12 protein-coding genes are annotated in these 12,224 nt (G+C 58.4%); 9 read left to right on the top strand and 3 right to left on the bottom strand.

Features of this window, described 5'->3' with window-relative positions; translation table 11 throughout:
• Positions 1–339: 339 nt before the first annotated feature.
• Entirely contained in the window at positions 340–597 is a 258-nt protein-coding gene (locus tag HX824_RS11575; RefSeq protein WP_177021321.1) for a hypothetical protein, read from the bottom strand.
• Positions 598–740: 143 nt separating this feature from the next.
• Here HX824_RS11575 and HX824_RS11570 point away from each other — a divergent pair, with 143 nt between their 5' ends.
• Positions 741–1,664 (top strand): LysR family transcriptional regulator, encoded by a 924-nt coding sequence (locus HX824_RS11570; RefSeq protein ID WP_003207904.1) that lies wholly within the window; start codon positions 741–743, stop codon positions 1,662–1,664.
• Here the strand turns inward: HX824_RS11570 and HX824_RS11565 are convergent.
• On the bottom strand, positions 1,567–2,271 hold the full coding sequence (locus tag HX824_RS11565) for a TetR/AcrR family transcriptional regulator (RefSeq protein WP_177054557.1): 705 nt from the start codon (positions 2,269–2,271) through the stop codon (positions 1,567–1,569). The genes HX824_RS11570 and HX824_RS11565 overlap by 98 nt on opposite strands.
• 124 nt (positions 2,272–2,395) lie before the next feature.
• On the opposite strand from HX824_RS11565, the gene HX824_RS11560 reads away from it, so the two are divergent.
• From HX824_RS11560 to HX824_RS11545, 4 genes are all read left to right on the top strand, one after another.
• Complete coding sequence (locus HX824_RS11560; RefSeq protein WP_177009643.1) at positions 2,396–3,619, top strand: MFS transporter; 1,224 nt, start codon at positions 2,396–2,398, stop codon at positions 3,617–3,619.
• Positions 3,620–3,731: 112 nt separating this feature from the next.
• Complete coding sequence (locus tag HX824_RS11555; RefSeq protein ID WP_003207908.1) at positions 3,732–4,112, top strand: type 1 fimbrial protein; 381 nt, start codon at positions 3,732–3,734, stop codon at positions 4,110–4,112.
• A gap of 22 nt (positions 4,113–4,134) precedes the next feature.
• On the top strand, positions 4,135–5,040 hold the full coding sequence (locus HX824_RS11550; RefSeq protein ID WP_003207910.1) for a LysR family transcriptional regulator: 906 nt from the start codon (positions 4,135–4,137) through the stop codon (positions 5,038–5,040).
• A 116-nt stretch (positions 5,041–5,156) separates the two neighbouring features.
• Positions 5,157–6,149 carry an MBL fold metallo-hydrolase gene (locus HX824_RS11545; RefSeq protein WP_003207912.1) on the top strand — a complete coding sequence of 331 codons (993 nt, stop codon included), beginning with the start codon at positions 5,157–5,159 and terminating at the stop codon, positions 6,147–6,149.
• 7 nt (positions 6,150–6,156) lie between these two features.
• Here HX824_RS11545 and HX824_RS11540 read toward each other — a convergent pair whose 3' ends face one another.
• Positions 6,157–7,080, bottom strand: coding sequence for a LysR substrate-binding domain-containing protein (locus HX824_RS11540; protein WP_087692926.1), 924 nt, complete (start codon positions 7,078–7,080; stop codon positions 6,157–6,159).
• Positions 7,081–7,276: 196 nt separating this feature from the next.
• Here HX824_RS11540 and HX824_RS11535 point away from each other — a divergent pair, with 196 nt between their 5' ends.
• From HX824_RS11535 to argH, 4 genes are all read left to right on the top strand, one after another.
• Positions 7,277–8,197: an ABC transporter permease gene (locus HX824_RS11535; protein WP_177054556.1), complete on the top strand. Its 921-nt coding sequence runs from the start codon at positions 7,277–7,279 to the stop codon at positions 8,195–8,197.
• Positions 8,198–8,204: 7 nt separating this feature from the next.
• A complete protein-coding gene (locus tag HX824_RS11530) occupies positions 8,205–9,068 on the top strand; it encodes an ABC transporter permease (protein ID WP_008433279.1) in 864 nt (287 codons plus the stop codon).
• Between the two features lie 62 nt (positions 9,069–9,130).
• On the top strand, positions 9,131–10,711 hold the full coding sequence (locus HX824_RS11525) for an ABC transporter substrate-binding protein (RefSeq protein WP_003207917.1): 1,581 nt from the start codon (positions 9,131–9,133) through the stop codon (positions 10,709–10,711).
• Positions 10,712–10,716: 5 nt separating this feature from the next.
• A complete protein-coding gene (argH, locus tag HX824_RS11520; protein ID WP_023659030.1) occupies positions 10,717–12,222 on the top strand; it encodes an argininosuccinate lyase in 1,506 nt (501 codons plus the stop codon).
• Positions 12,223–12,224 lie beyond the last annotated feature (2 nt).

Raw genomic sequence — 12,224 nt, 5'->3', positions numbered from 1 at the left:
GGCCGAACGTAGGCAGTACGGAGCGGGTAAACCGGCAGGACGCCGGTTTAGCCGCGACGGGGCAGGGACGCCCCGTCGCGGCGGCCCGCTTCGTGCTGCCGGAGCTGAGGGCACACCGAGCCCAAGCGAGGTGCCGAGTGGTGGGGCAAGAGCGTTTTGCTTACTTTTGCGCTTTTCAAAAGTGAGCCGCTGTAAGAGCGGAACCAATAGTAGCCGTAACAAAACCAACGGATATGCCCCCAATCACCGCCCCCAACGCCATATGCCTGACGCCCCGAACCGCTGAGTGAGCCGTTGTTGGCCTACCAGCGGTGAGTCACCGAACTCGTACTGTTTGCCTTAGGTGGGCACAAACACTTGCCCGGCCTTGCTCACACCCGCTACCGGGAAGAACGATTCGCTGTAGCTCAGGTACGGTGCCAGGCCGTTGTCAGCCTTGTACACCAACCCTGCGCGCGAGGTGGTGGCCTCGTCGAACTTGATCTGGTCCTGGAAATACACGCCTTTTTGCAGGGAGTCGATCTGCGAACCACGGTCGGTATTCGGTGATCGGTTGACCACGACCGGCTGGTTGTTGATGGAGTTCGCAAGGTGCAACGACGGAGCATTGCCACGGAAGTTGTGGGCGGTGTGCGTGGAATGAAAGCAAGCACGGGCCAGGTAGGACCCCTATATTTATGCGGCCCTTGCTGATAAATAGAGCGGGTGAGCCCCCAAGCAGATACCCGGTGTAATCCATCATGAAGCGCCATTTCGAAGATTTGCAGCTGGGCAGCATCGAACTGTTCTGCCTGGCTGCCGAGGCCAGCAGCTTTACCGCCGCCGCCCAGGTGGCAGGCGTGACCCCGGCGGCGGTGAGCCGCAGCATCTCGCGGTTGGAAGAGCGCCTGGGCTCCCGGCTGTTTGTGCGCACCACCCGCAGCATCCGCCTGACCGATGGCGGCCGGACATTTTTCGAGCAATGCCGCCAGGCGCTGACGCAACTGGTGGAAGCCCAGCAGGAAATGATGGGCGCGCAATCGGTGCCGTCCGGGCTGTTGCGCATCAGCATCCCGACCACCTACGGCCATCACCGGATCCTGCCGCTGCTGCCGAAATTCCGTGCGCTGTACCCGCAAGTCAGCGTGGATATCCACATCAGCAACCGCAACATCGATTTCGTCGCCGAAGGCTATGACCTGGCCATTCGCGTGCGGGCCCAGCCGGACTCGACGCTGATTGCGCGGTTGCTGGAAGACGCCAGGCTGGTGGTGGTCGCGACGCCGTCATACCTGAAGCGTGCCGGCACGCCCCATGCCCTGGAGGATTTGCCGAACCATGAGTGCATCCAGTACGAATTGCCGAGCAACGGGCGGCGCATTTCCTGGCTGTTCCAGGTGGACGGCAAGGAGCGGGAGTTTGCCGGGGAAGCAGGCTACAGCTGCTCTGACGATGTGCTGGGTGGCGTAACCCTGGCCAAGCACGGCGCGGGGTTATTCCAGACCTACAAGTTCATCGTCGAGGAGGAGTTGGCCAACGGCAGCCTGGTAGAGGTCTTACAGCCTTACGGCGGGCGATCACGGCCGTTTACCTTGCTGTATCCCCACGGCCGCTATGTGCCCCATCGGGTGCGGGCATTTGTGGATTTTCTGCTGGAGCATCGCGCCGAATGGGCGGCGCTGTAGCGGCGGATAAGTCCCAGGTCAGCATCAGTTGGCCGATGGCAGTATCGATGGCATCAGCGTCGACGCCATCCCGGGCGAGGATCGACACACCCTGCAGGAAACTGTCGTAGACCGTGGCCATGGCACGGGCGTTGGTCTCGGAGGGTAACTGGCCCGCCCGGATGCCGCGCTCGACACAATGCACGATGCCCGCCCGTGTGCGCTCTCGCGAATGGGTCAGCCCATGGGTGACTTGTGCGTTCTCGGGGGAGGGCGCGCTCATCACGCCCAGGGCTACCATGCAGCCTTTGGGATGCCCCTCTTCACACTGCATGCGTGCCGATTGGCGCAACGCCGTCTCGATGGCCTGGCGCGGTGGCAGGCTGTCATCCCACAGGCATTCGGTGACCTGGGCGAACGTCGCCAGATAACGCTGCACGCACTCCTGGAACAGCGCGTCCTTGGAGCCGAACGCCGCGTAGAAACTCGGCGCGGAGATGCCGCCGCCCAATCCGGCTTTCAACTGGCTCAGGGACGTCGCGTCGTAACCGTGCTGCCAGAACAGGTGCATGGCCTGTTCCACGGCCTGATCGCGGTCGAAGGTGCGGGGGCGACCCATCTGTGCCATGTGGAAATCCTCTTGGGTGATGAGATAAATACTAGTCGATACATAAGTCGTTGACAACGCTGCGCGGGGCGCCCAACATTTATATCGATCGGTATTTAAGTCTTCTCGCTCAAGGAGTTTCCCTGTGACCCCCTCAACCACTTTATCGGCAGACGCCGTTCCCGACCGCTTGCCCATCGGCGCCTTGCTCGCCCTGGCCATGACCGGTTTTATCTGCATCGTCACCGAAACCCTGCCGGCGGGCCTGTTGCCGCTGATCAGCGATGGGCTGGGAGTTTCAGCCTCCATGGCCGGGCAGATGGTCACCGCGTATGCGCTGGGCTCGGTGCTGGCGGTGATCCCGCTGACCATCGCGACTCGCGGCTGGCGTAGACGCAATGTGCTGCTGCTGACCATCGTCGGTTTTCTGCTGTTCAATTCGATCACCGCGCTGTCGTCCCACTACGGGCTGACGCTGCTGGCGCGATTCCTTGCGGGGATGGCAGCGGGGCTGGCCTGGAGTTTGTTGGCCGGCTATGCGCGGCGCATGGTTGAGCCACATCAGCAGGGCAAGGCGTTGGCGCTGGCCATGGTAGGAACGCCGATTGCCCTGTCACTTGGCGTACCGCTGGGCACCTGGCTGGGTGGGCTGGTGGGCTGGCGCACCACGTTCGGGATCATGTCGGCACTGACCCTGGTGTTGATTGTCTGGGTACTGGTGAAAGTGCCGGATTATCCCGGCCAGTCGGCCCATCAGCGCATGCCGTTGCGCAAGGTGCTGACCACGCCGGGTGTGCGGCCAGTGCTGGCGGTGGTGATCTCATGGATGCTCGCCCATAACATTCTCTATACCTACATCGCGCCGTTCGTGGCTCCGGCGGGCTTGGTGGACCGTGTGGATCTGGTGTTGTTGGTGTTTGGTATAGCGGCGCTGCTCGGGATTTGGGTGACTGCCCGGTTGGTGGATGTGGCGTTGCGCAAGACGGTGCTGGTCAGCCTGGCGGGCTTTGCGGCGACGTGCCTGGCGTTCGGTTTTCTCGCGCAAGTGCCGGGCGTTATTTACCTCGGCGTGGCGGTCTGGGGCTTGAGTTTTGGTGGCGCTGCAACGCTGTTGCAAACCGCGTTGGCGGACGCAGCCGGGGATGGTGCGGACGTGGCGCTGTCGCTGAATGTGGTGGCCTGGAACAGCGCGATTGCCGGAAGCGGCGTGGTGGGTGGCGTGTTGCTGGATACCTGGGGCGTGGCGTCTTTCCCATGGGCAATGTTGGTGTTGCTGGCGGTGGGCTTCGCGATTGTGTGGTGCGCGCGACTCCATGGCTTCAAGCCGGGGCACCGGGCCCACGGTAAACCTGTGGTCGGCGGGCACTGATATTTCCAAAGTCTTTGGAAAAACCGCTTCTAACATCAGACAAATCTTAAAATAACCTGCTGCTCGGCCGATATCCCGGGGCATAGGCTTTATCACCCCCGGGAGTATCGGCATGCGCATCAAGAGAATGTCTGCAATCCATGTTGGCCTGTTGTTCAGCCTGTCCGGTGCCTGCATGGCCGCGAGCCCGGTGGGGCAGGGAGTCATCTCGTTTCACGGCAGCATCGTCGAAGCGTCTTGCACACCGCTCGCCGTGGCCAACGGGATGAAACTCAACAATTGCCCTACGTCCGCACGCGGCAGCGCCATCAGCGTGCGCAGTGTGCAACCGGTGGGCTCGGTCACGGCCCTCGACCACAGCGCCGTGAACGTGAAGCTGGTCGCCGACAGTGGCCGGGGAGACCGCTATTACCAGCAGCAATATGCGTTGGTGGATGGCCAAGGGAGGCCTGTGACGTCGGGGCAGTATCTGATTACATTAACGTCACCTTGAGAGATGGCAGTGGATCAACCCGATGAACCTGACTGGACACAACCTCGCGCTCCTGACTTCCCTCAGCGTCTTGCTTGAGGAGAGGAACGTCACGCGGGCGGCGGCGAAGCTCAACCTGACGCAGTCGGCGTTATCCGCGCAGTTGTCGCGGTTGCGTGACCTGTTCGGCGACCCTTTATTGATGCCTGCTCAGTCCGGAAAAGGCATGGTGCTGACAGCACGTGCCGAACATTTGCGTCAGCCGTTGCGCCAGGCGTTGCAGGTACTGGGGACGGTGGTCGGTGACCTTCCATGCTTTGATCCTGCCAAGTCGGACCGGACCTTTGTGATTGGCGCGAACGATAACGCCGCTGCGATCGTCGCGCCCCGGCTGGTGCAGCTTGTGCAGGCTGCGAGTCCTGGGGGCATCCGGGTTTCGATACGTGCGATCGACCAGGTGTTGCTTGGCGATCAGTTGGAAAGCGGCGAGATTGACGTCGCGCTGGTATCACACAGCCGTATCGGGAACCTGTCGCACGAGTTGCTGCTGCAGGAAGAATTCAAGATGGCCCAGCGCGCCGATCACCCTCGCGGATCCGCGCCACCAACGCTGGAGGAATACCTGGGCCTGGAGCATGTGGTGGTGTCGGGTGCCGTGAACAGCTTTCACGGTTTTATTGATGATGTGCTCGCGCAGAAGGGGCGTGCGCGCCGTGTCGCGGTGTCGGTGCCTTACTACAGCATCGTTCCATTGCTGCTGCAGAACAGCGACTGTGTAAGTGTGCTTCCGTCCCGTTTCCTGAGCCGTTATGAGCGCTCGCTGGCGGCCCTTGCTCTGCCCCTCGAGGTGCGCGACTTCAGTTTGTTCTCTGCCTGGCATCCACGGTTCGACAAGGACCTGGCACATCTCTGGTTGCGCGAACAACTCAAGCTCTGCGTGCTTTCCTGACGACATCAGGCCCTGGCAGGTATCTACGCCACACATACCTGGCATGCGGAGTTTCGATTTCAACTATAAAAAACGCTTGAATAGGATGCCGCCGATTCCAACTGGAGAGCTGCACCATGACCAAGCTGACATTTACCCGCGTGTTGAATTACACGGCCCTTGCTGCTGCCCTGGCACTGGGAGCCATCGCGGCACCGGCGGTGGCAGTTGCCGCCGCGCCCCAAGTCAAAACCCAGGCCCCTGGTTACTATCGCACGATGCTTGGAGATTTCGAGGTCACCGCGCTGAGTGACGGCACCATCGATGCACCGTTCGACAAATTGCTGAATGAGCCGGCTGCCAAGACCACTACCGCACTGCGCAAGGCGTTCCTCGGGGTGCCCACCGAGACCTCGACGAACGCGTATCTCGTCAATACCGGCACTCGGCTCATCCTGATCGATACCGGCGCTGGTGCGCTCTTCGGGCCGACCCTGGGCAAGCTCGCGGCCAACCTGCAGGCAGCCGGCTACAAGCCGGAGCAGGTCGATGACATCCTTCTCACGCACATGCACCCGGACCACGTGGGTGGGCTGGTTGCCGAAGGGGTGATGGTGTTTCCGAACGCCACGGTACACGCCGACAAGCGTGACGCCGATTACTGGCTCTCGCCGGCGAGGCTGGAGCCTGCCTCGGCCGACGCCAACAGCTTCGTACCCGAGTTCGCGAAGGGTGCAATGGCTTCCTTGAACCCGTATATCGCGCTTGGAAAGTTCCAGCCTTTCCAGGGCAGCGGGGAGATCCTGCCGGGGTTCAAGGCGCTGTCCAGCTATGGCCATACCCTGGGGCACACCAGCTACCTGGTTGAGAGCAAAGGCCAGAAGATGATTGTCGCCGGTGATCTGATCCACGCCGGTGCCGTGCAGTTTGCCGACCCGTCGGTGACTATCGAGTTTGATACGGACAAGAAAGCCGCCACCACTGCCCGCGAGACCGTGTTCAGCCTGGCTGCGAAAGAGGGCGCGCTGGTCGGCGCGGCGCACCTCTCGTTTCCCGGCCTGGGGCATTTGCGTGGTCAGGGCGCCGCGTGGCAATGGGTGCCGCTGAATTACTCAACCGAACTGAAGTGACTCGCGATCAGTACGCTTCACGGGGAATCATGGAAATAAACTCCGACCTGAAGATACCTTCCATGACCTGCATGAAATCCGAGGCGAGCTTGGAGCGCTGCTGGTGACCCGGAAATACCATCGAAACCTCGAAGGGTATGTCCTGGTCCAGCGGTCTGAACGTAAGGCCCGGGTATTTCGAGTAGGAGGCGGTGAATGGATCACACACGGTGATGCCGAGCCCCCCGGACACCATTCCGCAGGCGGAGTGCGCGGCGGTGGTTTCAACGCTGGAGACGCCTGCAACACCCCGAGCCTCCATGGCTGATGTGATGCGTCGCTGCAAAGGATTGTTGGCGTTCAGGGTAATCAGGCGTCGCCCGTGCAAATCCTCCAGGGTCACCACGTCTTTGGTGGCCAACATATCGTTGGCCGGCATCACGCACACCGCGCTGATGGGTGGCAGGTTGATCACCTGGATCCCGGGATATTCCCCTGAAGGAATCTGCACAAAACCAATATCGATCTGGTTGGCAGACGTCAGTTCCAGGATGCCCACCGAGTTGCGCACATCCAACGAGGTTCTGACCTCGGGGTGCTTTCGCGCGAATCGGCATACCCCCTCAGCCACCACACTGAGCCCCAGCGTGCTCATTGAACTGATCCTCAATGTGCCGGTGCGCAGCGTCACAAGGTCCTCTGCAACCCGCTCGATGCGTTCTATGCCTTGATAAAACTTGTCCACCTCCGCGTACAACACCTGTGCTTCCGCCCCGGGAATGAGGCGATTGCCTTCACGGCGAAACAGTCGAAGGGAAAGGACAATTTCGAGGTCGCGGATGAGCCGGCTGATGGCCGGTTGACTGACCTGAAGTGCCTCGGCGGCGATAGTCATGCTTCCGGTGAGCATGACCGCCCTGAAAGCTTCCAATTGGCGAGGATTGAGTTTCATTGTGGCTCTCGATCGAATGTTGGAGGGCGCATTTTTGCGAGCGTATAACATTTTGTTATGTGCGTCCAACCTGTTACCGGTTTGCTATAAGCATGTAACGGCGCGATGATTTAGTTGCGTGGTTTTACCAAAGAAAAGCAGTTCCCGTTATTAATATCGGGTGCCGCTTAAGTAAAAATAAAAAAGAGGATAGCGCGTGCTGAATTATACCGTCCGCAGGTTGTTACTTCTGCTTCCGATGCTGCTGGGAGTCTCCATTGTGGTCTTCCTGGTCATGCACTTTATTCCGGGAGATCCTGCGCAGCTGGCAGCAGGTCCGGATGCAACAGCGGAAGATGTTGCGCAAATAAGGCAAAACTACGGATTGGATAAACCGCTAATCAATCAATACCTTATTTATGTCAGGAAAGTTGTCGTGGGTGATTTTGGCGAGTCATTCCAGACATTCACGCCCGTGCTCGAAGGTATAGCCAGAACTCTTCCCGCCACGATTGAACTGACCGCTGCCGGAATGTTGCTTGCCGTCATCATTGGCGTTCCCCTCGGTATTGCGGCCGCTTTGAAGCCCAGAGGCTTCCTTGATAGTTCGCTGACCACCGTTGCAGTTCTGGGCATATCAATGCCTGGCTTCTTTCTGGGACTGATATTGATGCTGATCTTTTCAGCCAACCTCGGATGGTTGCCGCCGACCGGCAGAGGCGGGCTGCAACACCTGATATTACCGGCCTTGATACTTGGTTTGCCGTATGTTGCAACTTTTTCACGGCTGGCCCGATCCACCATGATGGATGTGCTGAGGGAAGATTATATTCGTACTGCCTATGCGAAAGGTGTACCGAGTTACAAGGTAGTACTCAAGCATGCACTTTCCAATGCGGCCATTCCATTGGTGACAGTATTCGGTATGGACTTCGGCCGGTTACTGGGTGGCGCGGTTATTGTCGAGACAGTATTTGCCTGGCCGGGAATGGGGCGGCTCTTGATTGATGCAATCATGGCTCGGGATATTTATGTCGTCCAAGGCACAGTTCTTGTGTTTGCCGCGGTGGTGGTAATTATCAACTTAATGGTGGATTTGGTTTATGGCGTCCTCGACCCTCGCGTAACTTACAACTGAGGCCGATATGAAACTTCCGAAAAAATATCGGTTGGGCTTTGTCAGTTTCCTTATTTCCAATAAGCGCTGGTTCGCGTTTGCTTCATTGATCGTGATCCTGGTGATGGTTGCTGCGGCGATAGCTGCCCCTTTGTTGTTTGATTGGGATTCGGTCACCAAGATCAACTTATCAACGTCCCTTGTCGAGCCCGGTGCAAGTTCCTGGCTCGGCACGGACCAATTGGGCCGTGACTTGTTGGGTCGAGTCGTGTGGGGGGCACGAATTACGCTCACCGTCGCAGTTTCAAGTGTCAGCATTGCGATGGTCATTGGCATCGCTTTAGGTGCGGCGTGTGGCTATTACAACGGCGCCATCGCCGGGGTGGTGATGCGGGTCATGGACTCGATGATTGCATTTCCCCGGACACTGGTTGCCATTCTGGTCATCACGGTGGCGGGCAACAGCATAGTAAGCCTGACACTGGCCATCGCCATTTCAACGATCCCGATTTACGTGCGTTTCTTTGCCGGGCCGGTCATGGCATTGAGAAACCGCGAGTTTGTATTGGCCTCCAAGTCGATTGGCGTCAGCGATCTGCGGCTGCTGCTGATACATATCCTGCCGAATATCGGTTCGCTGGTCATTATCCAGGCCACCGTCTCGCTGGCTGAAGCAATCCTCATTGGTTCCGGGCTCAGCTTTCTGGGGCTTGGCCCGCCGCCGCCCACCCCGGAGTGGGGCTCGATGATTGCCGAGTCGCGGCCGTTATTGACCACCCATCCCTACGTATTGATTGCGCCCGGATTTGCACTGGTTTTGACCATATTGAGTTTCAACATTGTGGGGGATGCGTTGCGAGACTACATCGACCCGAAATCACGTAACGCATAAATGAGTTCGGCGCGGTTAAACACGCCCTGTGTGTCCACCAGAATTATCAAGCGAGAAAGATTATGCGGCGTCTGAATTGCCTGGAAGTATTGATACGGAGTTTCGCTGTTGTCGGCATCCTTGGACTGTCGGCGGGCCTATCGTTTGTTGCCAACGCCAAAGACCTGAAGAAGCTGACATTCGTTCAAGGCGCTGATATCGATACCCTGGACCCAGCGATTTCGCGCAGTGTGCCTTCCTATAACGTGATTAATCACCTGTTTAATCGGTTGGTCGCATGGGACGGTCACGGGCATAACACGTTTGTAGCTGATTTGGCGCAGTCATGGTCAAGGTCCGAGGATGGACGGCAATGGATTTTTATCCTGAAACCGGGAATTACCTTTCATGACGGCACGGCGTTTGATGCTGCAGCGGTGAAGTTTAACCTGGACCGAATCATGAACCCCAAGCTCGGTTCTCCGCACCGGTCCTACTATGCGGATATAGCTTCGGTGGATGCGCTAGCGCCGAATGAGTTACGCATCACCACAAAAAATCCGTCACCCACAATGTTGGAGTTACTGGCAAAAGAATCTTCGTCAATCAGCAGTCCGGCCGCTGTCGTTAAATATGGACGGGCTTATGGGCACCATCCCGTCGGTACCGGGCCCTACGTATTTGATAGTTGGATACCCAACGACCAGGCCGTTATTCATAAGAACAACGCTTTTTATGGAACAACGGCAAAACCGGAAACCATCGTGTTCCGTCCGGTCAGGGAAGATTCTTCCCGAGTCATAGAGCTGCGAACGAACAATGCGGATATCGCGGCAAATTTATCGCCCGAGGCGGCTATTGAATTAAAGGAACTGAATAAATCCACCTTGCTGCGGGTACCCAGCACATTCCAGGTGTTCTTTGAAATGAACCTGACCAAACCGCCCTTTGATGACCCGCGCATACGGAGGGCGGTGAGTATGGCGATTGATCGCCAGGCATTGGTCGACAAAGTGTTGTTGGGATATGGAAAAGTACCCACTGGCCCATTTCCGGAGGGTACGCAAGCCCGACGTGAATTCCCTCCGGTGAAGTACGACCCTGATGCGGCAAGAAAAATAATTAACGAGGTATATCCAGGCGGTTATCCAGGCACCGTAGTTATATGGACCCCGGCGGGACGCTATACCAAAGATCGCCAGGTCTCGGAAGTTGTCCAAGGCTATCTTAACGCCGTGGGGCTGAAGACCGAGTTTAAGGTATGGGAATGGGCAACGTATCAAAAGAACTTGTATCGTCCCGAGCCGGGCAAGGGCACGGGCAAAGGTAGCAATGACGCAAACATGTGGTTACTGGGAACGGGCATATCTGACGCGGATATTCGTTTGCGTCGAAAGTTGTCCAGCGGCGACCCGCAGAATCTCACGGGTTACAGCAACCCTCAGGTAGACAAATTACTTCAGTTGGCCTCGCGTGAACTGGATGAAAAAACACGCATGTCCTATTACGGCCAGATTCAGCAGATTCTATGGGAACAAGACCCGGACAATCTGCCGCTGTTTGACCAGGAGCAAATAATTGGTGTGCGTAAAGCGTTGAATGGCCTGGATGTCGATTATGAAGGGACCATCGATTTGACGAATGTAGAACTTATTGAGCGGTGATTTAAATGTCGAATTTACATGCCAACGAAACACTGTTAACCGACGCTCGCCTGAGTGCTCCTCCCGCTGAACGCATGGTCAAGTACCATGATATTCCGGCACTTGAGACCGAGAAACGTCAGTTTCACGAGTTTGTCGAAGTGGACCTGGCGCACACCGTGATGCTGGTTGAACAGCAGATTCTTTCTGTGTCGGTCGGGCAAGCCATCCTCGCGGAGCTGCGGTTGATTCGGGACATGGTTCCCGCCGACTTCCCGTTTGATGTAAAGAAAGGCAGCTTCCTGCTTCAGGTTGAATCGTACCTTTTCTCCCGGATCGGCGAAGACTCGGCCGGGCAGATGCACACCGGCCGCAGCCGGATAGACCAAGGGGCAACGGTACGCCGCCTGTACGACCGCAAGCGCATCCTGGCGGTGCTGGACCGTATCAATGAGTTCCAGGTGGCGTTGATTCAGAAGGCCTCCACGCATTCGGGCACCATCATGCCCGGCTACACCCATATGCAGCATGCCCAGCCCTGGGTGTTCGGCCACTACCTTTTGAGTTTTACGTCGAGGCTGCACGACAGCTTCAGCCGCTTGATGCACGCTTACACCCGGGTCAATCGCAACCCCCTTGGTGCCGTCGGCCTGGCCGGCACGTCCTGGCCGCTGGACCGTGGGCGCACCACGCACCTGTTGGGGTTCGACAGCCTGGTAGAAAACTCCAAGCTGGGCCGCGAAGCATGGTACGCAGCAGAGACGATTGGCGCATTGTCCTTTGTCATGGCCGACCTGAACGACCTGGCAACCGACCTGCATATCTGGTCGAGCGTCGAATTTGGAACGGTGGAAAGCCACGACGGCTATTGCGGCACCAGCAGTATTTTCCCGCAGAAGAAAAACCCCAGCGGCTTGGAAACCATCAAGAAAGCTGCAGGTGGATCGGTGACCTGGCTCAGCACGGCCCTGGCCACTTTCCGGTCCGAAGGCACCGGCGACCAGGCGATGCGCGACCTGCCGTTGATCCATGATGCGCTGGCCACCACCGAAGGCATGTTGGACCTGTTTACCGGCATCATTGAAACCCTGGTGGTGCATGAGGACCGGATGACAGCCCTGCTCTCCGGGAGTTGGTGCACCGCCAGCAACCTCGCCGATGTGATCGTTCGGGACCGGGGCATCTCTTTCCGCCAGGTCCACCACATCGTGGCCCGCCTGGTGCGTAACTGTCTGTACGAGGGCGTGGCTCCTGCCGGGGTGACCGGCGCCGCACTGGATCAAGCCAGCGTGGAAACTGTCGGCTCAACCCTGGGCTACTCGGATGCCCAGGTCCGCGATGCTTTGAACCCGCGCCGTTTTGTCGAGACCCGCACTTCCGCGGGCGGCGTCGGCCCGGACGAGGTCCGGCGATTATTGTCGATCGCCCAGAACGAACTGGAGCAGGACCGTGAGTGGGTTGCGCAGAGCCGGCGCAAGGTCGATCAATCCCGTGCCGACCTTGACGCGGCCATCTCGGCGATCGTCGATTAAAG

The sequence above is a fragment of the Pseudomonas sp. D4002 genome, assembly GCF_013385665.1.
Lineage (GTDB): Bacteria > Pseudomonadota > Gammaproteobacteria > Pseudomonadales > Pseudomonadaceae > Aquipseudomonas.
The sequence above is the reverse complement of the archived record's forward strand: the minus strand, read 5'-3'. Positions and strand labels throughout refer to the sequence as shown.